The 22,576-nt window shown below is 72.6% G+C and carries 22 protein-coding genes; 5 read left to right on the plus strand and 17 right to left on the minus strand.

Features of this window, described 5'->3' with window-relative positions:
* Window positions 1-67: 67 nt before the first annotated feature.
* The 4 genes from ABT053_RS18985 to ABT053_RS19000 form a co-directional block, all read right to left on the minus strand.
* Window positions 68-793 carry a hypothetical protein gene (locus ABT053_RS18985; protein ID WP_350970394.1) on the minus strand — a complete coding sequence of 242 codons (726 nt, stop codon included), beginning with the start codon at window positions 791-793 and terminating at the stop codon, window positions 68-70.
* A 24-nt stretch (window positions 794-817) separates the two neighbouring features.
* On the minus strand, window positions 818-1,150 hold the full coding sequence (locus ABT053_RS18990) for a DUF202 domain-containing protein (RefSeq protein WP_350970395.1): 333 nt from the start codon (window positions 1,148-1,150) through the stop codon (window positions 818-820).
* A 7-nt stretch (window positions 1,151-1,157) separates the two neighbouring features.
* Window positions 1,158-1,499, minus strand: coding sequence for a YidH family protein (locus ABT053_RS18995; RefSeq protein WP_350970396.1), 342 nt, complete (start codon window positions 1,497-1,499; stop codon window positions 1,158-1,160).
* Window positions 1,500-1,645: 146 nt separating this feature from the next.
* Window positions 1,646-2,047, minus strand: a complete 402-nt coding sequence (locus ABT053_RS19000) for a DUF8711 family protein (protein WP_350970397.1) — start codon at window positions 2,045-2,047, stop codon at window positions 1,646-1,648.
* Between the two features lie 477 nt (window positions 2,048-2,524).
* Between ABT053_RS19000 and ABT053_RS19005 the strand changes: the two genes are divergently transcribed.
* Window positions 2,525-2,782 carry a ubiquitin carboxyl-terminal hydrolase 14 gene (locus tag ABT053_RS19005; RefSeq protein ID WP_350970398.1) on the plus strand — a complete coding sequence of 86 codons (258 nt, stop codon included), beginning with the start codon at window positions 2,525-2,527 and terminating at the stop codon, window positions 2,780-2,782.
* On the opposite strand, the gene ABT053_RS19010 is transcribed toward ABT053_RS19005, so the two are convergent.
* Entirely contained in the window at window positions 2,779-4,362 is a 1,584-nt protein-coding gene (locus ABT053_RS19010; protein WP_350970399.1) for a Na+/H+ antiporter, read from the minus strand. The two genes, ABT053_RS19005 and ABT053_RS19010, sit on opposite strands and share 4 nt — an antisense overlap.
* Before the next feature lie 259 nt (window positions 4,363-4,621).
* On the minus strand, window positions 4,622-6,139 hold the full coding sequence (locus ABT053_RS19015; protein ID WP_350970400.1) for a hypothetical protein: 1,518 nt from the start codon (window positions 6,137-6,139) through the stop codon (window positions 4,622-4,624).
* A gap of 266 nt (window positions 6,140-6,405) precedes the next feature.
* Between ABT053_RS19015 and ABT053_RS19020 the strand changes: the two genes are divergently transcribed.
* On the plus strand, window positions 6,406-8,508 hold the full coding sequence (locus tag ABT053_RS19020; protein WP_350970401.1) for an ATP-dependent DNA helicase: 2,103 nt from the start codon (window positions 6,406-6,408) through the stop codon (window positions 8,506-8,508).
* A gap of 52 nt (window positions 8,509-8,560) precedes the next feature.
* Here ABT053_RS19020 and aroQ read toward each other — a convergent pair whose 3' ends face one another.
* The 5 genes from aroQ to ABT053_RS19045 all read right to left on the minus strand — a co-directional run bounded on the left by aroQ (window position 8,561) and on the right by ABT053_RS19045 (window position 13,251).
* Entirely contained in the window at window positions 8,561-8,995 is a 435-nt protein-coding gene (gene aroQ, locus ABT053_RS19025) for a type II 3-dehydroquinate dehydratase (RefSeq protein WP_350970576.1), read from the minus strand.
* A gap of 166 nt (window positions 8,996-9,161) precedes the next feature.
* Window positions 9,162-10,256 (minus strand): 3-dehydroquinate synthase, encoded by a 1,095-nt coding sequence (aroB, locus tag ABT053_RS19030; RefSeq protein ID WP_350970402.1) that lies wholly within the window; start codon window positions 10,254-10,256, stop codon window positions 9,162-9,164.
* Window positions 10,253-10,756 carry a shikimate kinase gene (locus ABT053_RS19035; protein WP_350970403.1) on the minus strand — a complete coding sequence of 168 codons (504 nt, stop codon included), beginning with the start codon at window positions 10,754-10,756 and terminating at the stop codon, window positions 10,253-10,255. Before ABT053_RS19035 ends, aroB begins: the two co-directional genes overlap by 4 nt.
* 64 nt (window positions 10,757-10,820) lie before the next feature.
* On the minus strand, window positions 10,821-11,999 hold the full coding sequence (aroC, locus tag ABT053_RS19040; RefSeq protein ID WP_350970404.1) for a chorismate synthase: 1,179 nt from the start codon (window positions 11,997-11,999) through the stop codon (window positions 10,821-10,823).
* Between the two features lie 379 nt (window positions 12,000-12,378).
* On the minus strand, window positions 12,379-13,251 hold the full coding sequence (locus ABT053_RS19045) for a prepilin peptidase (RefSeq protein ID WP_350970405.1): 873 nt from the start codon (window positions 13,249-13,251) through the stop codon (window positions 12,379-12,381).
* A gap of 159 nt (window positions 13,252-13,410) precedes the next feature.
* Here ABT053_RS19045 and ABT053_RS19050 point away from each other — a divergent pair, with 159 nt between their 5' ends.
* Window positions 13,411-14,403, plus strand: a complete 993-nt coding sequence (locus ABT053_RS19050; protein WP_350970406.1) for a hypothetical protein — start codon at window positions 13,411-13,413, stop codon at window positions 14,401-14,403.
* Window positions 14,382-15,401, plus strand: a complete 1,020-nt coding sequence (locus tag ABT053_RS19055; RefSeq protein ID WP_350970407.1) for a cation:proton antiporter — start codon at window positions 14,382-14,384, stop codon at window positions 15,399-15,401. Before ABT053_RS19050 ends, ABT053_RS19055 begins: the two co-directional genes overlap by 22 nt.
* Here the strand turns inward: ABT053_RS19055 and ABT053_RS19060 are convergent.
* The 5 genes from ABT053_RS19060 to ABT053_RS19080 form a co-directional block, all read right to left on the minus strand.
* Window positions 15,322-15,885, minus strand: coding sequence for an SseB family protein (locus tag ABT053_RS19060; RefSeq protein ID WP_350970408.1), 564 nt, complete (start codon window positions 15,883-15,885; stop codon window positions 15,322-15,324). The genes ABT053_RS19055 and ABT053_RS19060 overlap by 80 nt on opposite strands.
* A gap of 333 nt (window positions 15,886-16,218) precedes the next feature.
* Complete coding sequence (bar, locus tag ABT053_RS19065; protein ID WP_350970409.1) at window positions 16,219-17,310, minus strand: barbiturase; 1,092 nt, start codon at window positions 17,308-17,310, stop codon at window positions 16,219-16,221.
* Between the two features lie 27 nt (window positions 17,311-17,337).
* The gene (locus ABT053_RS19070; RefSeq protein ID WP_350970410.1) at window positions 17,338-18,246 is read right to left on the minus strand and encodes a carbamate kinase; all 909 of its coding nucleotides are present in this window, start codon (window positions 18,244-18,246) and stop codon (window positions 17,338-17,340) included.
* A 206-nt stretch (window positions 18,247-18,452) separates the two neighbouring features.
* A complete protein-coding gene (locus tag ABT053_RS19075) occupies window positions 18,453-19,181 on the minus strand; it encodes a thioesterase II family protein (protein WP_350970411.1) in 729 nt (242 codons plus the stop codon).
* 229 nt (window positions 19,182-19,410) lie between these two features.
* Window positions 19,411-19,971, minus strand: coding sequence for a TetR/AcrR family transcriptional regulator (locus ABT053_RS19080; protein ID WP_350970412.1), 561 nt, complete (start codon window positions 19,969-19,971; stop codon window positions 19,411-19,413).
* An 80-nt stretch (window positions 19,972-20,051) separates the two neighbouring features.
* Between ABT053_RS19080 and ABT053_RS19085 the strand changes: the two genes are divergently transcribed.
* Window positions 20,052-21,833 carry an MDR family MFS transporter gene (locus ABT053_RS19085; protein WP_350970413.1) on the plus strand — a complete coding sequence of 594 codons (1,782 nt, stop codon included), beginning with the start codon at window positions 20,052-20,054 and terminating at the stop codon, window positions 21,831-21,833.
* 235 nt (window positions 21,834-22,068) lie between these two features.
* Here ABT053_RS19085 and ABT053_RS19090 read toward each other — a convergent pair whose 3' ends face one another.
* Window positions 22,069-22,572, minus strand: coding sequence for a ricin-type beta-trefoil lectin domain protein (locus tag ABT053_RS19090; RefSeq protein WP_344749122.1), 504 nt, complete (start codon window positions 22,570-22,572; stop codon window positions 22,069-22,071).
* Window positions 22,573-22,576: the final 4 nt, after the last annotated feature.

The following is a 22,576-nucleotide window of genomic DNA, read 5'->3' on the forward strand; positions in this document are numbered from 1 at the left end:
ATCTCTGGCGGGGCTTTCAGAACCTCAAGGCCTCAGGGCCTCAGGGCCTCCAGAGGGCTTCGGGGCCTCAGGGCAGGTCGAGGGCGCTCAGGCCCAGCAGGAGGGCCTGCCGGTCACGGGTGGTCAGGCTCTCGTACGGCCGCGCGGCGCGGCGGTTCGTCTCCGCCTCGATCCGGTCGCGGGCCGGCCCCGGGGGCAGGGCGATGATCTGGGCCGCGGTGAGGCCCTCCCGCGCCCAGGCGTCGGCGTGCGCGTCGGCGCGGTGGTAGCGCAGCACGGCCAGCCGGTTGAACAGCAGCACGCCCGGCGGGGTCCCCTCAGGCTCGTGGGGCGGCGACGCCTGGGCGAAGGCCGCTCCGCCCCCGGCGGCGGCACCGGCCTCCACGAGCCTGCCGGCGAGATCCGCCAGCTCGGGCAGCCGGTCGGCCTGGGCGGCCCACAGCTCGCCGGTCACCGCCGCGTGCGCCTCGTACAGGGCGGAGATGAAGGAGAGCGCGGTCGCGGTGGCGCGCAGCGTGCCGCCGTCCTCGACGAGGGTGCCCTGGGCGATCTGTACGTCGATCTCCGACCGGTCGAAGGGGTTGTAGCGGTAGAGGGCGGCCAGTCCTCCGGCGGTGAGCGGCCTGGCGGGAAGCACGAATCGGAGGTCGACCAGCAGGTCCGTCTGGAGGCCGGACCGCTCGGTGAGCTCCCGGCCGAGGGGCCTGCTCGCGATGTGAACGCCGAGATTGACCGCGTCGATCAGCGGGGCGATCGACGCCGCGTAGCCGGGCACATCATCGAAGCGTGACATGCTGCGATATCTTGCCGCATTTTCTTACTCTCCGAACCGTCCCAGAACGAAGGCGACGGCTCCGCCCACGGCGGCGAGCGTACCGAACCAGGCGATGAGGGCGTCGGCCCGGTTGTCGAGGGGACGGCTCCCGTGCAGGGCCTCCTGGGCGCGCCGGTAGCGGACGCCCGTCTGGGTGAGCAGCAGGACGGCGCAGAACACGGCCGGGATGAAGGGGACGACGGCCGGCGCGGGCGCACCGGCGCGCAGGGCGACCCCCGCTCCGGCCAGGCTGGTGACGGCCAGCGCGGCGGTGGTGCGGACCCAGGCGAGGCGGGTCCGCTCGCTCTGCAGGCCCGCGTCCCACGGCTCGTTCACCGGGAGCTCACCGGGACAGCAGGATGAGGATCAGGGCGAGCACGGCGACCGCCGCCACGCCGTACCCGAACAGGGGCGCGAGGGCGGGGGGCGGGAGGGGGGCGGAGCTGCGCAGGGCGCGCTGGACGCGGCGCCAGCGGGGATAGGCCATCGCGGCCGCCAAGGCGGACAGCGACACCAGGACCACCGCGAGCACGGTGCGCATCCAGGGGACGAAGACGTCGGCGGAGACGGCGGCCATGGCCACGCCGCCCGCGCTCAGCGCGAGCGACGTGCTCAACCAGGTCAGGTACGTGCGTTCGTTGGCGAGGGTGAACCGGGGGTCGGGCTCGTGGTCCGGAGAGCTCATGAACTGTCCTGGGTCTTCATAGGAATAACGGTATTTCAACCACTTTTCCCCTAGAGAACCCGGGATTTCCGGAGGTGCCCGCAGGCACCTCCGGGGCCGGCGCGGTGACCGCACCCGCACCGAGGCGGCAGGGACTGCCCCAGGGACTAGCCGCAGGCGTTGGTCAGCTGCTGGACCCACTGCACCGAGTCGGTGGCCACCTTCTGGGCGGCGTCGACGGCGCTGTTGGCGTCGGTGACGTTGAAGCCCTCCAGGGTGCCGGAGACGCCCTCGGCGGCCTCCTTCAGCGAGGTGTTGGCGGCCTTGTCGGCCAGATCGCCCAGCTTGGCGCCACCGTCGTTCAGCGCCTGCTCCATCGCGGCCGGGTCGTTGAGCAGCCCGGAGACCTTGGCGGCGGTCTCGGTGACGATGCCCGCGGCCTGCACGCACTGCTGCGCCTTGTCGATGCCCTGGCTCACCTCCTGGATCTCGGAGCAACCGGTGGTGAAGAGGGCGGCGGCCAGCACAGAGGCGGCGAGGACGGGGATTCGTCGCGGAAGGGGTCGCATGTCCCGACCCTACCCAACGGGCCGCCACGGCAGGCGCCGCCGTACCGGCTCGTTACCGACCGACTTGATCGCGGTCCGGAACGCGGCGAGGTGCGGGAACCGGGACGCGAGGGGGTGCCTCGATCAGCACGCGGAGGGATGGCGTCACCGGGAGGCGGCCAGGCAGCGGGACCGGGGCACGGCGGGGTGACGCGAACCGGGACGCGGGAAGGCCGTGGAACCGGGGCGCGGAAGGACACGGAGAAGGCGCGGGAAGGTCCAGGAACCGGGACGTGGAAGGACACGGAGAAGGCACGGGAAGGTCCAGGAACCGGGACGTGGAAGGACACGGAGAGAGCACGGGAAGGTCCAGGAACCGGGGCGCGGAAGGGCACGGAGAGGGCGCGGGGAGGTCCAGGAACCGGGACGTGGGGAGGCGGCGGGATCCGGCACACCCCGGTAGTCGTACGATCATCTGTAGTCACACGAGGGGGAGACATGACGACCTGTGAGCACATCCTGGAGGCCCAGGACCCGTCGCCGCGCACGCCCGAGGGGTGCGAGGAGTGCCTGGCCGACGGCGGCCGCTGGGTCCACCTGCGCCGGTGCCTGTCCTGCGGGCACATCGGCTGCTGCGACTCGTCGCCCGGCAAGCACGCCACCGCCCACTTCCACCAGACCTCCGACCCGGTCGTCGCCTCGTTCGAGCCGGGCGAGGACTGGCGCTGGTGCTACGTGGACAACGTCATCGGCTAGTCGCGCTCCAGGGTGGCCTCTTCGAAGTCGATCTCGTGGAGGACCCTGCGGAGCACCTCGTCGTCGATGCGCCGCTCGTCGCGGAGGCGGACGAACACGTCGCGCTCCACCGTCAGCATCTCCCGGCGGAGCCGCCGGTAGACGTTGCTCGGCGTCTCCGTCCCCTCCTGCCCCGTGCCGCCGCCCAGGCGCTCCCAGGCGGTGAGGGTACGGCGCTCGGCGCGGGATCTCAGCTGGTCGACGACCTCCCGGTGGACCTCGTCGACGCCCTCCGCCACCAGCTCGTCCAGCCGGGCCAGCGAGGCCGAGGCCGCCGCCTGCTGCGCGGCCGCCTCCGCCAGGTTGTCGGTGTAGATCTCCTGCGTGTTGGAGACCCTCAGCCTGCGGATCAGCGCCGGGAACGTCAGCCCCTGGACCAGGAGGGTGCCGATCACCACGGAGAAGGTGAGGAAGAGGAGCAGGTCGCGGCCGGGGAAGGTCTCCGGGATGGCGAAGGCGGCGGCCAGGGAGACCACGCCGCGCATGCCCGCCCAGCTCACGATGGTCACGTTCTGCCAGGTCGGCGCGTGGGTCTCGGTCCTGCGGATCTTCTTCGACAGCATCCGGGGGAGATAGATGCTGGGCACGACCCAGACCACCCTGGCGACCACCGCGGCGGCGAAGACGGCGAGCGCCATCCCGGCGAGCTTCCACCCGTCGCCCCACTCCAGCCCCCGCATGATCGGCCACATCTGCAGGCCGATCAGCGCGAAGACGATCGTCTCCAGGAAGAAGTCGAGGACCTTCCAGACCGCGTCGGACAGCAGCCGGGTGCCGAAGCCCGCCCTGGGCATGCGGTGGCCGATGTAGAGGCCGACGATCACCACGACGATCACGCCGGAGACGTGCACGCTCTCGGCCGCCAGGTAGACGGCGAACGGGATGAGCAGCATGACGGTGTTCTCGACGAGCGCGTCGCGCAGCCGGACCAGCACCCAGGCCAGCACCCAGGCGAGCGCGAGGCCCATCACCACGCCGCCCGCCGCGGAGCGGGCGAAGTCGAGGGTGGCGTCCTGCCAGGTGATGCCCTGCCCGACCGCGGCCGCGATGGCCACCCGGTAGGCGGTGAGCGCGGTGGCGTCGTTGAACAGGCTCTCCCCCACCAGGATGGTGACCACCTTGCGGGGCAGCCCGAGCCTGCGGGCCACGGCGACGGCGGCGACCGCGTCGGGCGGGGCCACGATCGCGCCCAGCGCGAACGCGGCGGCGAGCGGCAGCTCGGGCAGGAGCAGGTGGGTGACCCACCCGATGACCAGCGTGGTGAACAGCACCAGGCCGACCGAGAGCAGCGCGACCGGCCTGCGGAAGTCCTTGAGCCTCAGGTAGGAGCTGTCGATCGCCGCCGAGTAGAGGAGCGGGGGCAGGAAGACCAGCAGGACCAGCTGGGGGTCGAGCTCGTACACGGGAACGAACGGCGACAGCGCCGCCCCGGCGAGCACCAGCAGCAGCGGCGCCGGCCATCCCCTGCGCCGGGCCACCGCGGCCACCGCGATCCCGACGACCGAAACGGCCAGCATCTGCAGCACCGTCGACTCGTCCACGCCACCCCGCCCGATAGGGATCGATCAGCCTACGTGCCCCGGCGCGCCTCGCGAACCGCCCGGGGCGGCCGAGACCACCACACGGCGCCGGACCACATATCCGGCGGACGCCACACGCTATCCCCTCCGGCGCCGAGCTCGCGACCGGGGTACGGCGGCGCCGGTTCTCAGAGGTCCCGGCGGTCCCGGAGGCCCTGAGGATCCCGGAGACCCCCGAGATCCCGGAGGCCCTCAAGACCCCTGGGATCCCGGAGGGGGATCACCAGTCGCGGTCGCCCCTGTCGTCGCGGCGGCGGCCCTCGCGGCGGCCGCCCTCGTACTGACGCCCCTCGTCGTACTGGCGCTCGTCGCGGCGGCGGTCGTCGTACCGCTCGTCGTAGTGCTGCTCGGGGCGGAGCCTCTCGCCGGTGGAGTGCGGGGGCGGGTCCTGGACGTAGGGGCGGGGCAGCCTCTGGTCGGGCGCCACGGGAGCTGCCTGGCCGAGCAGGCCCAGCGGGTCGGACGGGTCGACGTCCTGCTGCGGGTAGGTGGGCGGCGAGCCGTACAGGTCGCGCAGGTCGGCCGGGTGACCGGCCTGGTGGGGCTGCCGGCCGCCGAACGCGTAGGGATCGGGCTGGGCGGGGGGCGGGTAGCCGCCGCCGTACTGGTCGGCCTGCGCGTTGCCGTAGGCGGCCTGCTGCTGGGCGGCGAAGCCGAAGGGGTCGGTCGAGTTCTGCTGTCCCTGCCCGTAGGGGTCGGGCTCCGGCCGCGGGGCGGGCGGGGCGGACTCGGCGAGCTGGCCGAAGAACTGGTCGGGACGCGGCGTGAACGGGGCTGCCGGCTTCTGCCTGCTCTCCGGGGGCGCGAACGGGTCGACGGGCCGGGACTGCGGCTGGACCTGGGGCTGGACCTGGGGCTGGGCCTGGGGCGGCACGCCGTACTGGTCGGCCCGCCGGCCGCCGAACCGGTCGGCGGGCCCGGCGTAGGGCTCGGGCCGCTGCGGGGCGGGCGTGACGGCGTACGGATCGGCCTGCTGGACGGGCGCGGCGTAGGGGTCGGGCTGCTGGACGGGCGCCGCGTAGGAGTCCGGGTAGGAGTCCGGCTGGACGGGCGCGGCGTACGGGTCGGGCTGCTGGGTGCCGTACGGGGGCTGCGCGGGCGGGTAGCGGTCGCCGGGCAGCTGGTAGGCGGGCTCGCCGGAGACGGGACCGGTGCCGAGCGGCTCGACGGGCTGCGGCTGCCCGTAGGGCAGGGAGTCGTTCACGATCATGTTCTCGCGCGGCACGGCGTCGGAGGAGCCGTACCCCTGGGGCATCCGGTCCTGGGGCCGGTCGGAGCGGTCCATGGGCGGGGGGACCACGCCCCGCGCGACGAGCACGTCGTTCGGGCCGAGGGCGGCGACCTGGCGGGGCTCGTCCAGCGGCGAGGGGACGTGGCCCGCCGGGTCGGGGTACTGCTGGGCCTGGGCGTAGTCCTCGGGCCGGGGCCGGGCGTACTGGCCGGTGCCCGGGAACTCGCCGTAGGCCTGCGGCTCGTCCTGCGGTGGCTGCTCGGCGCGCGCGGGCTCGCCCACCTCGTCGGGATACTGCCCACCGGCCTCGACGAAGCCCTCGTCAAGGGTGTCGACCAGGCGCCCCACGTCGCTCATGGGCATGCGGAAACTCGCGGTGCACATCTCGCCGCGCCACAGGCTCAGCACCAGCGTGCCTTCGTGCCAGGTGACCCGGAGCACCCGCTCCTGGCCACGCTCGTCAAAGAACACCTCGCCGAACGACGGCAACGGGACAACTTCCGACATGGAAGACATGTTGCTTTAACCAGCCTTTATTCGTCCACTCGACCTCGGGAAACCCTACCGAACCAGTTCTTTCCGTCCCCATCTTCCGCCTCAGCGGTACCAGAGCGGTAGCCCTTCCCTTGACCTTACGAGGATTGGTGAGCCGGGTGATCCCGCCAGTTTGCCATGTGACGTGAACCCCGGCTTCCGGAATACGGGTATGCGTCCACGCCACGACTCGCCGGAGCAGCCGCGACTGTCGGGCCGAACGGGTACGGTTGGCTGTCGTGCCGACCGACTCCATCGCCCCATCCGAAGACGTCTCCTCAAAGGTGGATATTCCCCCGGTTGAGGATTTGCTGAGCACCGCCGTCGAGGCGGTGGGCGGGGTCGAGCGCCCCGGCCAGATCACCATGGTGAGGGCGGTGCAGCACGCGATCGAGTCGGGCGACCACCTCGCCGTGCAGGCGGGCACGGGCACCGGCAAGTCGCTCGCCTACCTGATCCCCTCGATCAGGCACGCGATGACCTCCAAGGGCGCCGTGGTCGTCTCCACCGCCACCATCGCGCTCCAGCGCCAGCTCGTCGACCGCGACCTGCCCCGCCTCGCCAAGGCGCTCGCCCCGCAGCTGCCGCACGAGCCGGCGTTCGCGATCCTCAAGGGCCGCCGCAACTACCTGTGCCGCTACAAGGCGAGCGCGGGGTGGCCCGACGAGGAGCAGGACCAGCTCTTCGACCCCCGGGAGGTCAACGCGACGGGCCGGATGGTCCAGCGCATCCAGGAGTGGGCGAACGAGACGGAGACCGGCGACCGCGACGAGCTCGTCCCCGGCGTCAACGAGCAGGCCTGGCGGCAGTTCTCGGTCAGCGCCAGGGAGTGCCTGGGCGCCACGCGCTGCCCGAGCGGCACGGAGTGCTTCGCCGAGCTGGCCCGCGCCCGCGCCGGTGAGTCCGACGTGGTCGTGACCAACCACGCGCTGCTCGCGATCGACGCGATGGAGGACTTCCCGCTCCTGCCCGAGCACGAGGTGGTCGTCGTCGACGAGGCCCACGAGCTGGTCGACCGGGTCACCTCCGTGGTCAGCGGCGAGCTGTCGGAGACCATGGTCACGGTGGCCGCGCGGCGGGTCGGCAAGCTCATCGAGCAGCACCTCGCCGACCGGCTGATGGAGAGCGGCGAGGACCTCAAGGCCCTGCTCGCCGCCGCCCCCGCCGGGCGCCTCGACGAGCTCCCCCAGGTGCTCGGGATGACGCTCGCCCTGGTCCGCGACGCGGCGTGGGCGTGCGTCACCGCCCTCGGCCCGCGCAACGGCGACAAGGACGACCCGGAGGGCGCGGGGCTGCGCAGGGCGGCCTTCACCTCGCTCGACGAGGTCCACGACACCGCGCAGCGCATGCTCGACGCCTTCGGCCACGCCGAGGAGGTCGACCGCGCCGAGGTGGTCTGGCTGGAGGCGGGCACCGACCGGCGCCCGCCCCTGCTGCGGGTGGCGCCGCTGACGGTGGCGGGCATGCTCCGCGACAAGCTCTTCGGCGACCGTACGGTCATCCTCACCTCGGCCACGCTCGCCCTGGGCGGCGCCTTCGACGGCCTGGCCCGGCAGTGGGGCCTGGGCAACGGGAAGAACACGGCGGGAGACGAGACGCGGGAGAAGGAGAGCGGAGAGGGCGGCGAGGAAGAGAAGGACGGGAAGAAACGGCGCAAGGGCGGCAAGGCCGGGGCCGGCTGGGCCGGGATCGACGTCGGCTCCCCCTTCGACCACCCGCGCAGCGGCATCCTCTACGTCGCCAAGCACCTGCCCCAGCCGGGCCGCGACGGCCTGCCCGAGGCCTACCTGGAGGAGATCACCGAGCTGATCGAGGCCGCGGGAGGCCGCACCCTCGGCCTGTTCTCCTCGATGCGCGCCGCCAAGGCGGCCACCGAGGCGTTGCGCGACCGGCTGAGCGTGCCGCTGCTCTGCCAGGGCGACGACTCCACGATGCTGCTGGTCAAGCAGTTCGCCGAGGACGAGCCGACCTGCCTGTTCGGCACGCTGTCGCTCTGGCAGGGGGTCGACGTGCCCGGCCCGTCGCTGCGGCTGGTCATCATCGACCGCATCCCCTTCCCGCGCCCCGACGACCCGCTCAGCTCCGCCCGGCAGCGCCACGTCGCGGCCAAGGGCGGCAACGGGTTCATGTCGGTCGCCGCGACCCACGCCGCGCTGCTCCTCGCCCAGGGCGCGGGCCGCCTGCTGCGCAGCCAGCACGACAAGGGCGTGGTCGCGGTGCTCGACCCCCGGCTGGCGACGGCCCGCTACGCCGGGTTCCTGCGCGACTCCCTGCCGCCTTTCTGGCCCACCAACGACCCGGCGAAGGTCCGCAGCGCCCTCAAGCGCCTCAGCGACTCCTGAGACCGGCGGCCTCCTGGGTTTCCGAGGCCGCCCCCCTCCTGGCCCTCGCGGGTCAGGAGGCGGTCTCGGCGATGGCCCGCAGGGCCAGCACGTACGACCTCAGGCCGAAGCCCGCGATGGTGCCGGTCGCCACGGCGGCGACCACCGAGGTGTGCCGGAACTCCTCGCGGGCGGCCGGGTTGCTGATGTGCACCTCGACCAGGGGCGCGGTGCGCTGGGCGATGGCGTCGCGCAGCGCGTAGGAGTAGTGGGTGAACGCCGCCGGGTTCAGCACCACGGGGATCCGGCCGTCGGCCGCCTCGTGCAGCCAGCCCAGCATCTCGGCCTCGTCGTCGGTCTGCCGGACGTCGACCGACAGCCCGAGCTCCCTGCCGGTGTCCCGGCAGAGCGCGGCCAGGTCCGCGAAGGTCTCCGCGCCGTAGACGTCCGGCTCGCGGGTGCCGAGCCGCCCCAGGTTGGGGCCGTTGAGCACGTAGACGGGTCTCATCGGGTCACTCACCGCTCCTTGATGACCGCGCGCCTGCCGCGCGGCCCACGTCACTCGTCACTCGTCCGGCGCGCCGTGCCCCGCCGAGGCCCCGGCCCCGTTCGCGGACCCCGGCCCGCGGGCACGCCCTCACTTCCCGGGGCGTACGGGCCCGGGGAGGCGAGACTCACCGGGCGACCTCGTAGTAGGCGGCCTCCAGGAGCTCCTCCGGCGGGTCGACCAGCGGGGACACCTTCGCCAGGTCGTCCAGCAGGACGAAGCGCAGCTTGGCGCCGCGGCTCTTCTTGTCGAGGCGCATGTGGTCGCGCAGCTCGGGCCAGGCCTCGCGGCGGTAGGCGGTCGGCAGCCCGACCGAGGTGAGGATGGACCTGGTCCGCTCCACGACGTCGGCGCCGATCCTGCCGTCGAGGCGGGACAGCTCGGCCGCGTAGACCATGCCGATCGCGACGGCCTCGCCGTGGCGCATGCGGTACTCCTCGACGCGCTCGATGGCGTGCGCGAGCGTGTGGCCGTAGTTGAGGATCTCCCGCAGGCCGCCCTCGCGCAGGTCGGCGCCGACGACGGTGGCCTTGATCTGGATCTTCCGCTCGATCAGCTCCCGGGTGTGCCGCCCCTCGGGGAGCCTGGCGCCCTCCGGGTCGTCCTCGATGAGCGTGAGGATCCGCGGGTCGGCGATGAAACCGCCCTTGATGATCTCCGCGAGGCCGCCCACGTAGTCGTCGCGGGGCACCGAGACCAGCGTCGCCAGGTCGCACAGCACCCCGGCCGGGGGGTGGAAGGAGCCGACCAGGTTCTTGCCCTCGGGGGTGTTGATGCCGGTCTTGCCGCCCACCGCCGCGTCGACCATGCCCAGCAGGGTCGTCGGCACCTGCACGACCTTGACCCCGCGCAGCCAGGTGGCGGCGGCGAACCCCGCCAGGTCGGTGGTGGCTCCCCCGCCGACGCCGACCACGGCGTCGGAGCGGGTGAGGCCCGCGCGGCCGAAGGCGGACCACAGCTCCGCGGCCACCTCGACCGTCTTGGCGCGCTCGGCGTCGGGCACCGGCAGCGCGACGACCTCGTACCCGGCGGCCTCGATCGCGCCGCAGACCGGGCGGGCGATCTCCGGCAGGCTCTCCGGGTGGATCACCGCGACGGTGCTCACCCCCGCGACGGTGCTCACCCCCGCGCCGAGCAGGCCGGGCAGCTCGCCGAGCACCCCGGTGCCGATCACCACGTCGTACGGGCTCTCGCCGGGGACCTCGATCCTGGAGATCGTCACGGCTTCAGGCCCTCCACGATCTCGTCGACGATCTGGCCGGGGTCGCGGTCGTCGGTCGCCACGACGATCGTGGCCAGCCCCTCGTAGACGGGGCGGCGGGCGTCCATCAGCTTCTTCAGCTGGCTGCGCGGGTTCAGCACCAGCAGGGGCCGCGCCGAGGCGAGGCCCACGCGCTGGACGGCGTTGGAGAGGCCGACCTCCAGGTAGACCACCGGCTGACCGGCCAGCAGCTCGCGGGTGGCCTCGGCGAGGATCGCGCCGCCGCCCAGGGACAGGACGCCGTCGTGCTCGGCCAGCGCCTGTCGTACGGCGTCGGCCTCCAGCTCGCGGAAGCGCTCCTCGCCGTCCTCGATGAAGACGTCGCTCACCGGCTTGCCCGCCGTGCGCTCCACGTCGGCGTCGGTGTCGCGGAAGGCGACCCCGAGCCGCTCGGCCAGGAGCTGCCCTATGGTCGACTTGCCCGATCCGGGAGGACCGATCAGCACTGCTCGGGGACTCATCCGATCTCCTTCGACGCCGGCCCGCTCACCGGGGAACCGGGAACGCCCTCGCCCGGACGCCCGCTCACTTGATCACCAACGAGGAGAGGTAGCCGGACAGGTTGCGGGCGACCTCCTCGACGGAGTCGCCGCCGAACTTCTCGATCGCCGCGTCGGCCAGGATCAGCGCGACCATCGCCTCGGCGACGATCGCGGCGGCCGGGACCGCGCACACGTCGGAACGCTCGTGGTGGGCCTTGGCGGCCTCGCCGGTCAGCACGTCGATGGTGGCCAGCGCCCGGGGGACGGTGGAGATCGGCTTCATCGCCGCGCTGACGCGCAGCGGCTCGCCGTTGGTCATGCCCCCCTCGACGCCGCCGGCCCGGTTGGTCATCCGGCGTACGCCGTCGGCGGTGTTCTCGATCTCGTCGTGGGCCTGGGAACCGGGGCGGCGGGCCGTCTCGAACCCGTCGCCGACGCCGACGCCCTTGATCGCCTGGATGCCCATCAGCCCGGCCGCGAGGCGGGCGTCGAGGCGGCGGTCCCAGTGGGTGTAGCTGCCCAGGCCGGGCGGCAGGCCGTAGGCGATCACCTCGACGACGCCGCCCAGGGTGTCGCCGTCCTTGTGGGCCTTGTCGATCTCGGCGACCATGGCCGCGCTGCCCTCGGGGTCGGCGCAGCGCACCGGGTCGGCGTCGACGGCCTCCAGGTCGCCGGGGCCGGGGACGACGCCCCGGGTGCTGGCGGCCCCGCCGATCGAGACGACGTGGCTGACGATGTCGACGCCGAGGGCCTGCTTGAGGAAGCTCCGCGCCACCTGGCCGAGCGCGACGCGGGCGGCGGTCTCGCGGGCGCTGGCCCGGTCGAGCACCGGGCGGGCGTCGTCGAAGCCGTACTTCTGCATCCCGGCGAGGTCGGCGTGGCCGGGGCGGGGGCGCGAGCGCGGCGCGTTGCGCGCCTGGCCCTCCAGCACGGCCGGGTCGACGGGGTCGGCGGCCATGACCGTCTCCCACTTGGGCCACTCGGTGTTGCCCACCCGGATGGCCACGGGGCTGCCGAGCGTCCGGCCGTGGCGGACGCCGCCCGAGATGGTCACGACGTCCTGCTCGAACTTCATCCGCGCTCCGCGGCCGTAGCCGAGGCGGCGGCGGCGCAGCGCCTCGTCCAGCTGTGCCGTGGTCACCTCCACCCCGGCGGGCAGGCCTTCCAGGATCGCGACGAGCTCGGGGCCGTGGGACTCTCCGGCGGTCAACCAGCGCAACATGGTGACAAGTCTTCCACGTGTCGCCCACTGGAATGGCCTTCGTTCACGGGTTGAGACATCCACCGGTGAACGTCACCCCGGGGACCGGGGACCGGGGGACGAGACCGGGGCCCACCGTGCGGGCGGTCTCGGTCGTACGTGCCCGGTGAACGTCACGCCGGAGCTCCGGATCCGGGCGGGGGCGGGAGGCGAGTGGCTCAGGGGGTGGACGGCCGGGAGAGCGGCTCACTCAGGGAGCGGCTCTCAGGGGGCGATTTACTCAGGAGGCGGTTCTCGGAGGGCGGCTCACTCAGGGAGCGGCTCTCCGAGGGCGATTTACTCAGGAGGCGATTCTCAGAGGGTGGTTCTCGGAGGGCGGTTCACGCAGAGGGCGGTTCGCTCAGAGGGCCGTGAGGACGGCGGCCAGGGTGCCGAAGGCCATGAAGGGGCCGAAGGGGATCTCGCTCTTGCGGCCCGCGCGGCGCGCGGCCATCAGGACGGCCCCGTAGAGCCCTCCGGCCAGGAGGCCGAGGAAGGCCCCGGTGACCAGGGTGTCCCAGCCCAGCCAGCCGAGGGCGGTGCCCAGGCTCGCCGCGAACTTGACGTCGCCCAGCCCCATCCCCGCCGGGTTGACCAGGAACAGCGCCAGGTAGAAGCCCGCCAGGGCGAGGCCGCCCAGTCCCGCGCCGAGCAGGTCTCCGAGACGACCGTCGGCGAGGGCCGGTACGGCCAGCGGGGCGGCGGTTCCCAGGTAGGCGGCGAGGGTGAGCCTGTCGGGCAGCCGGTGGACGGCGGCGTCGACGAAGGACAGTGCGACGGCGACCACCGCCAGCCAGCCGAAGGCGAGCAGCTCCCCCACCCCGGCGATCGATGCGATCCCCGCCCCCGGAACTCCCGGCACTTCCGCTACTCCCGGCGTCGCGTCCGGCCACAGCGCCCGCAGCGTGAGAGCGGCGAGCACCACCGCGGTGACCCCCTCCACCGCCCCGGCCGGGGGCCAGGTGCCGCGCCGCTCCCGCCCAGCCCCTTCGGCCCTCTCAGCCCTCTCGCCCTCCTCGCCTCCCTCAGCCCCGCCCCCTTCGACCCCCTCGGTCCTCTCTGCCTTCTCGGCCCTCCCGACCGTTTCGGCTCCGGCCCTCCCGGTCTCTTCTGCCTCTTCGGCCTCTTCGACCCACGAGTGGCGGGCGACCACGCGCCGCGTCCAGGAACCGATCGCCAGCCCCGCCAGGGCCGCCAGCGCGGGGAGGACCAGAAGGGTCACCGGGGGGCTCATGGAGCCGACCATAATCCGCGAACCCCTGTCGCGCCGAGGATCCGGCCACTCCGGCCGACGGACCGGGCCGGTGGGCCGAAGTGACCCCGGAGGTCATTGACGGGAGCCACGATGATCACGGAGGCTGGAGGCATTCCTACCCCCGGAGGGCCGGACCGCGTGGACACGGATCGCTTCAGCAAGCTTCCCGCGGTCATCGCGTCACTCGTCCTCCTGCCGGTGCTGCTCGAACTCCTCGCGTGGTACATCGAGGGCGAGGAGTACGACGTGGCCCGCGCGGTCACCGTGGTCCTGGTGATCGTGGGGCTCGCCCTCATCGCCACCGTGCTCGGCCGGATCAGGGCGCGGCTGCCGGTACTGCTGGTGGTCGCGCTGACGGTCACCGCGGCGGGCGAGGCGGTGCTGGGGTTCGTGGCGGCGTTCGGCCCGGTGCTCTGGCGGGGCGAGGTGCCCGGCGAGCTGCACGGGCTGGTCACCGCGGGGGTGAGCGCGTTCGCCGTCGCCACCGGCGTCTACCTGCTCGTCCAGTATCACCGTGGCCTCTACCTCCCGTACCTGGAGGCCGGGATGGGCCCGCTGCCCACCGCCACCAAGCGCAGGGTGCTCGGCGAGTCGGAGATCCTGATCCGCACCATGCCGGACATCGGCCCCTCGGTGGAGAAGGCGCTGGCCAGCTGCGTCGCCATGGTCGACCAGGACGACCTGCACTTCGTGGCCTTCTTCGGCGACCAGAAGTGCCGCTTCTACACCGACGTGCTGGACGACGGCGACCTGGCCCACTTCTTCCACGAGACCGACCAGGAGGAACGCCGGAAGATCTACCTCAAGGCGGGCAACCAGCTCAACTGGCTCACCCAGCGGCTCAACCGGCAGCTGCGCAGGCTGGAGGGCGGCGTCCTCATCCGCACGGTCCTCGACGTGGAGCGCGGGGCCATGTTCTTCTACTGGATCGACGAGACCCGCTATCTCATCGGGGTGACCCTGGACCAGCGCAAGGTCGACGTCTCCGACGACAAGATGGCCGATCTCGTGGACACGATCCGCGGGCACTTCACCCTTCCTCCGATCAACCAGCGAGAACGCACCACCAGACCCCAGGGACACCTGCGATCCATTCCAAGGAGTGAACGGTGGCCCGAATCGGGCTCTTGATCGTCGTCGTCGGTCTCGGCTGGCTCTCCGCCGACCTGGGCGGTCTGAACAATCTGGAACACTCGGGCGCGTACGTGCTGTTCAGCAGCCTGCTGCTCGCGATCGGCCTGTACGGCAGCACGCACGGGATCGACCGCGCCGAGGCGAGGGAGCACTCCCGGCTGATCGTGCTCGCGGTCACCGTCGGGGTGCTGCTCAAGACCGCGTTCATCGCCGGGGTCGTCTACCTCGTCTCCGGCGACCCCCGGGCGTTGATCATGGCGGTGGTGGTCGCCCAGATCGACCCGCTCTCGGTCGCCGGGGTGATGCGGGACAGCCGTCTCTCGAACCGGGCGAAGACGATCCTCGGGGCGTGGTCCTCCTTCGACGACCCGGTGACGATCATCCTCGCCGTCTACGCGGCGGCGCTGGTGAGCGGCTCGGGGGGCGGCGGGATGTCGGCCTCGTACTTCGCCGACCTGGGGTTGAACGTGCTGTTCGCGGCCGCGGTCTACCTGCTGTGGCGGCTGGTCAGGAACGCCCCGCCGGTGCTGACCTACGTGACGGCGGCCGGGGCGGTCGTGTCGGCCGCGTGGACCTCGCTCATGCTCGGCCTGGCGACCGCCGGGCTCTATCTGCGCCTGCCCGACGCGCGCTGGCTGGGCCGGGCGGTGAGCGCGGCGTTCGCGCTGTCGGCGTTCCTGATGGGCCTGCTGCTCGTCGGCGGGACGAACATGGGCATGGGCGTGCTGCTCGGCCTGGCCGCGTACGCCGCGCAGATGGTCGCCGCGCTGGTGCTCACCCACGGCCTGCCGCTGATCGACCGGGTGCACCTGGGGCTGGCCCAGCAGAACGGGGTGACGGCGGTGATCCTCGCCCTGGTCTTCGAGCGCGACTTCGGCGGGTTCGTCGCCGTGATCGCCCCGGCGATCCTGACGGTCAACCTCGTCCACGCGGCGGCCAACCGAACCGCCGACGCCTGGGAGGCTCGGCGGTCTCTTCCATCCGCGCCACGGTGACGCCGGGGGCCTCGGCCCCCAGCCGGTCGAGGGTGCCGGACTCGACCGCGGCGAGCGCCTTCAGGAGACCGCCCTCGATCACGAAGGGCACCGGGCCCGCGACGTCCATCACCACGGCGGCGGTGCCCTCGTGCACCGCGGCCTGGCAGACCTGAAGGATCGTGGCCTGGATGGGCCTGGCGTCGGGGCGCCAGCGCCGCAGCGGCTCCGCCCCGGTGAAGGCGAGCACCGCCTCGCGGCCGTCCGCGCCGACGAGCTTCGGGAGGGCCATCTCGCTCTCCTTCTCCTGCCGCAGCCCGTGCTCGCCGATCTCCGACTCCTTGAGCAGGGCGACGACCGGCACGAGCAGCCGGGCCCCGCTCAGCGCGGCGACGACCTCCCCGGCCTGCGCCCTTCCCTCGGCGAAGGCCGCGAGCGCGGATGTCACGGCGACGTCGGCGGCGCCGTCGTCGCCGGGGACCAGGGGCTGCGGAATGCTCGGCACGAACCGGGAGCCTACCCGCGGCCGGGACGGGAGGACGACCGCCCCGCCCGGCACGCCCGGACGGGGCCGCGGCAGACGCGACCTGGACGCGTACGCCCTTTATGACCTGTATGCCCGGCGTGCCATGTCCGGGGCGTGCACGTACGCGTCCAGGCGTGCACGTACACGTTCAGGCGTGCATATACACGTCCAGGCTTACGCGCCCGCGTCACGTCCGGGCGCACGCGTCCGCGTCACGTCCGGGCGCACGCGTCCGCGTCACGTCCGTGGCGCGGCGTGCCGGGTGGGCCGGGGGCCTGCCCGGTACGCCGTGCCGGGAGCGGGTGCCGTCCGTCAGCCGAGGTCGGCGATGGCGGCCACCGGGCCGCCGCCGCTCGGTCCCTGGTGGACCGCCGCGACCGAGACGAACACGGCCGGGTCTCCGGTGACGCTGGCCGCTACGCCGCCCACGGTGGCCTTGATCTGGCGGTGCCAGTGCACGTCGGAGTCGTCGAGCATGATGTTGCGGCGGCCCCGCACGCTGCCCGACGGGTCGGCCTCGCACTTCATGAAGACGTTGACGAGCCGGTCGCCCAGGTCGGACGGGTGGGGACGCTCGGGCAGCTCGATGCCGCTGGAGCGGATCGCCTCCCAGATGCCGTCGGCGTCCAGCGCGTCCTTCATGACCGAGTGGCCGATCCGGTACCGGCCGCCGATGCCCCGTACGTTGCCGACGACCACGATCTGGGCCCGGTCCAGCTCGACGCCCGAGGAGCACGACGCGACGGAGGAGTAGAGCGACAGGTCGCGGTGGATCTGGTCGGCGGACGGCATCTCGATCTCGCCGAGGGCGACGGCGATGCCGAGCGCGGTGGTGGAGTTGGAGATGTCCATCGACGGGCCGGTGTCCTCGATCACCACGTCCTTGCCGCGCGACTTGGCGTCGTTGATCGTGGACAGGGTGAGCAGCGGGGTCTTGGTCTGGACGTAGTGGACGTCGGCGGGGTCGTCGATCCCGGCGAGTTTCATGGCCTCGCGGACCCCGGCGGCGACCTTCTCCACCATCGCGGGGCGGCCGATGTCCTCGGGCAGGATCACGTCGCTCATCGCGATGCCGACGCTCACCCTCGGCTCGTCGCCGGGCTCGGCGTTCGCGGTGGTGGCGAAGATCGTGGCGTGCGGGCTGAGCACGCCGTCGGTCCCGCCCGACCACACCAGCGGCACGCTCTCGGGGGACGGGTGTCCCTTGGCCGCGAGCACCTGGCGGAAGGCCGTGTCGGCCAGGATGCGGGTGTAGTCGTTCACCCCGCCGTTGCCCTCGGTCTTGCCGATCACCGCGAGCACCCGGTGCGCCTCGATCACCCCGTCGTCGATGAGCCGGGCCAGCCCGGAGGCGTCGGTCACGCTCTCGATGGGTACCTTGCGCACTTCAATGGGTTCGGGCATCACTGCCGCCTTTCGATCGCGTCGTGTTCACTTTCGCACCACGGTGCCGGTCTCCCCCGTGAGCGCCGCTCCCATGTCCTCGAGAGAGGTGATCACCGACCGGTCGCCGCCCTGCTCGACGAAGCGCAGCGCGGCCTCGACCTTCGGGCCCATGCTGCCCCCGGCGAAGTGCCCGGCGGCGTGCAGCAAGCGTAGTTCCGCCGCGGTGACGTGGCCCAGGGGCCGGGCCCTGGGCGTGCCGAACCCGACCACGGCCCGGGGGACGTCGGTCGCGATGACCAGGACCGTGGCCCGTACGGCGCGGGCGAGCACGGCGGCGGCGAGGTCCTTGTCGATCACGGCCTCGACCCCGGCCAGCCGTCCCTCGTCGTCGCGGGTCACGGGCACGCCGCCGCCGCCCGCGGCCACGACGGTGAACCCCGCGGCCACCAGCGCGGCCACCGCGGGCGCGTCGAGGATCTCCAGCGGCTCGGGGGAGGCCACCACGCGGCGCCACCCCCGTTCGAAGCGGCGCCAGCTCTGCCCGAGCTCCTCGAAACGGCGCGCCTCCGCCTCGCTGAAGTAGCGGCCGATCGGCTTGACCGGGTCGCGGAAGGCCGGGTCGCCGGGGTCGACGAGCGTACGGGTGACCACGACCGCGACGCGGCCGTCGAGCGCGTTGAGGATGAGGGTGCCGATGGTGGCCTGCGTCTGCGCCCCGCACCAGTCGAGCGGCACCGGGGGCACGACGTGGGCGGCGAGCTGGTTCTTCAGGATCAGGTTGCCGACCTGGGGGCCGTTGCCGTGGGTGAGGGTGACCTGGTGGCCGTCCTCGATGAGCGCGACGACGTGGCGCATGGCCTGCTCGACCGCGCGGTGCTGGTCGCCCGGCGAGGCGCCGCCGTCGGGCCCGGTCATCGCGTTGCCGCCGAGCGCGATCAGTACTCGTTCACCCACAGGCCGACGCTAACGGCCTCCCCGCCCCACCTCATGGGCACTCATTGCCCAAGGAGCACCCGCCCTTCGACATATCCAGCCAACCGGGCGGCTTCGGCGAGCCTCGCGGGGGCGGACATGACCGGGGGCGGTGCGGCTCCTGCCATCCGAAGGGCGTACCGGGACGTTCCCCTGCCCCCGTTCACCCCGTCCCCCTGTTCACCCGTTCACTCGGCAAGCGTCTGAGCCATTCCCCCGACCACCGCCGCGCGCTGCGGCTGCAGGTAGAAGTGGTCGCCGGGGAAGACCGTCAGGGAGAAGTCGGAGCTCGTGCGGGCCTCCCACGACTTGGCCTGGACCGGGGTGACCACCGGGTCGGCGTCGCTGACGAAGGCGGAGATCGGGGTGTGCAGCCGGGGTCCGGGACGGTGGTGGTAGGCCTCCAGCAGGCGGAAGTCCGCGCGGACGTAGGGCAGGACGATCTCGCGCATCGCCCGGTGGGACAGGATCTCCACCTCGGTGCCGCCGAGCTTCGCCAGCTCGGCCACGAAGCCGTCGTCGTCGTACTCCGAGATCGAAGGAGTGTCGCGCGGATCGTGCGGTGCTCTCGCGCCGGACACGAACAGCCGCGCCGGGGCGATCCCCCTGGCCTCCAGGCGGCGCGTGACCTCGTAGGCGAGCGTCGCCCCCATGCTGTGCCCGAACAGCGCGAACCGCCTGTCCAGCAGCGGCAGCATCGACCCGGTCACCTCGTCGGCCAGCGTGTCCATGTCGGCAGGCAGCGGCTCGTTGAACCGGTCGGCCCTGCCGGGCAGCTGCGTCGCGTGCAGCTCGACGGACGCGGGCAGCAGCTCGGGCCACGTGCGGTAGGCGGTGGCCGACCCTCCCGCGTGCGTGAAGCAGAACAGCCTCGTGGTCGCCCCTGGACGAGGGAAGGCGCAGCGCAGCCAGGTCATGCGACCATGTTCCCACGCTGCGGGCGACCGGGTGATCGCGGATGCCACGGGAGCCGCCCGCCCTCGGGACGGGGGCCGGCGCCTCACGGACGCCGGGACGGAACCGACACTTTACGAACGCCTAGACAGAGCCGGCGCCTCACGAACGCCGAGACGCGCCCCACGAACACCGGGACGCGCTCCATGGAAGCCGGGACGCGCCTTATAAAAACCGGGACGAGGTCGTGCCTCACGCGCCGAGGCAGGCCTCGAAGACGGCGGTGAGGCGGGCAACCACGGCCTCGTGGTCGGGGACGTCGGCGGCGTCGGGGCCGTAGAGCTGGCGCATCGTGCCGGTGCCGGTGACGAGCGCGGCGGCGACCGTCGCGCGGAAGGCCGCGTCGGGGCCGGAGAGCCGCGCCGACAGCGGCTCCAGGATCGCCGAGCTGACCCGGTCGCGGATGATCTCGTGGATCTCCGGGGCGCTGGACGACCGGATGAGCGCGGCCAGCACCACGCTCCCCTGGTCGGAGCGGAGCCGGTCGGCGACGTACTCGGCCAGGCGGCGGGGCAGCTCCTCCTCGGGGCCCTCCAGGACGCCGGGGAAGCGCCCCTGCATCGCGAGCACCTCGGCGAACAGCTCCCGCTTGCTGCCGAAGTAACGGTTGATCAGCGCGATGTTGGCGTCCGCCTCCGCGGCGATCGTCCGCATCGTCACTTGGTCGTACCCGAGGTCGGCGAACAGCCGGCGGGCGGCGTCGAGGATGCGCCGCCTGGTGCCCTCCCTGTCGCGCTGCCGTATCTCATCCACCTACGGGATCCTTCCAGATTTGACGAGTAAACAAGCGTCTACTAACTTCGTATGTACTGTACATGCATTGGGGGAAGGTCATGCCGACCGAACAACAGATCCAGGCCGAGGCCGCACCGGGGTTCACACACAGACAGGTGCTGGAGATCCTGGCCGGGCTGATGCTCGCCATGCTGACGTCGATGATCTCGACGTCCGTGGTGGGGACCGCGCTGCCGACCATCGTCGGCACGCTCGGCGGCCAGGAGCAGCTCGCCTGGGTGGCGAGCGCGACCCTGCTCACCATGACCGCCTCCACCCCGATCTGGGGCAAGCTCTCCGACCTCTACGGCCGCAAGCTCATGTTCCAGGTCGCGCTGGTCGTCTTCGTGCTGTCCTCCATCGCCGCCGGGTTCTCCCAGGACATGGGGCAGCTCATCGCGGCCAGGGCGCTGCAGGGCATCGGCGCCGGCGGCCTCGCCGCGCTGCCGCAGATCATCCTCGGCGACGTGGTCGAGCCCCGCGAGCGCGGGCGCTACTCCGGTTACATCGGCGCGGTCTTCGGCGTCTCCACGGTGGCCGGCCCGCTGCTCGGCGGGTTCATCGTGGACAACATGTCCTGGCGCTGGACCTTCTGGTTCTGCGTGCCGCTGGCCGTGGTCGCGTTCGTCGTCATCCAGAAGGTGCTGAAGCTGCCGCTCGTCCGCCGCGACACGAAGGTCGACTGGTGGGGGGCGACCTTCATCACCGGCGGCACCACCGCGCTGATGCTGCTGCTCTCCCTGGGGGGCAAGGAGTTCGAGTGGAACTCCGCGTGGACCTACGGCCTGGGCGCGCTCAGCCTGGCGCTGTTCGGCCTCACCGTGGTCGCCGAGCGCGGGGCCGCCGACCCGATCCTGCCGCCGCACCTGTTCCGCAACCGCACCTTCGTGCTCACCTCCGTCGCCTCCCTGCTGGTCGGCGCGGCGATGTTCGGCGCGCTGATGTTCCTGCCGCAGTATCTGCAGATCGTCAAGGGCATGAGCCCCACCGGTTCCGGCCTGATGACCCTGCCCCTGGTGCTCGGCCTGCTCACCGCCTCGATCCTGACCGGCCGGTTCGTCAGCCGTACGGGACGGTGGAAGATCTTCCCGGTCGTGGGGATGCTGCTGGTCGCGGTCGGCCTGTTCCTGCTCTCCCGCCTGCACGTCGACAGCTCGCTGGTGATGGTCGGCTTCGACAACGCGGTGCTCGGCATCGGGCTCGGCGCCTCCATGCAGATCCTGATCCTGGCCGCCCAGAACGCGGTGACCCGCGCGAACCTCGCCTCGGCGACCTCCGGGGTGTCGTTCTTCCGCTCCCTCGGCGGCGCGGTGGGCGTCGCGGCCTTCGGCGCGATCCTGACCAACCGGCTCACCGCGGAACTGGTCTCCCTGGCCAGGGCGGCGCACCTGCCGCTGAGCGGTGGCGCGGTCCCCAGCCTCGGCTCCCCCGAGGCCATCCACGACCTCCCCGCGCCGATCCTGGGGATCATCCTGGAGGCCTTCACCCGGGCGATGAGCGCGGTCTTCGTGGTCGGCGTCCCGATCGCCGTCCTGGCCTCGGTGGCCGTCCTGATGATCAAGGAGATCCCCCTGCGCTCGGCGCGGTCCGCCACCCCGGTGGCCACCGCCGACCCGGCCCTCCCGCCGGTCGCCGCGGCCGACCCCGTCGTCCCGTCCGGTACGGCCACCTCGCCCGTCGCTCCGACCGGCGCGGCCACCCCGGCGTCCGCCCCATCGGCCGTCACGACCGGCACGGTCACCCCGACGTCCGCCCCATCGGCCGTCACGACCGGCACGGTCACCCCGTCGGCCGTCACGGCCGATCCGGCCACTCCGCCGGTCGGCGCGGGAAGGCCGTAACACCCCCGCGCCGCCCGGGGCCGGCCCGCTCTCCGGCCGGCCCCGGGCCCTCTCACGCCCGCCCCGCGCGAGCCGCCCGCCCCGGCGGGGGCGATCCTCCCGGCGGATCCCTCCGGATCCCTCCGGATCCCTCCGGCGGTGCCGCGAGGATCGCCCCCCTTCCCCATCCGGGGTCAGGCCACGGCGCGGGGAAGCGGCGGGCACGGCCCGTACCGTCTCCCGCGGGCGGCGGCCGTCAGAGGGTCCACTTCTGGTTGGCCCAGCCGTTGCAGTTCCACAGCTGTACCTTGGTCCCGTTCGCGTTGATGGTCCCCAGGTCCGCGTCCAGGCAGCGCCCGTTGTACATGCTGTAGATCGTGCGGCTCGTCGCGTCGTAGATCCATTTCTGGTTGGCCCAGCCGTTGCAGTCCCAGAGCTGCACCTTGGTCCCGTTCGCGTTGATGGTCCCGAGATCGGCGTCCAGACAGCGGCCGTTCTCCTTGCTGTGGATCGTGTGACTGGACACGTCGTAGCTCCACGACTGGTTGTCCCAGCCGTTGCAGCCCCACAGTTGTACCTTCGTCCCGTTCGGGCCGATGGTGCCGAGGTCGGCGTCCAGACAGCGCCAGTTCTGGTGGCTGCGAATGGGGCCCCAGGCCGCGGACTCCGACCCCGAGGCGGTCGCCGCGCCGGGGACGAACCCCGCGCAACCGAGCGCGACCGCCGCCGCCGACGCCAGCACCCTGAATCTCCGTCGCATCGTC

Source organism: Streptosporangium sp. NPDC002524, from assembly GCF_040295985.1.
Classification (GTDB): Bacteria; Actinomycetota; Actinomycetes; order Streptosporangiales; family Streptosporangiaceae; genus Streptosporangium.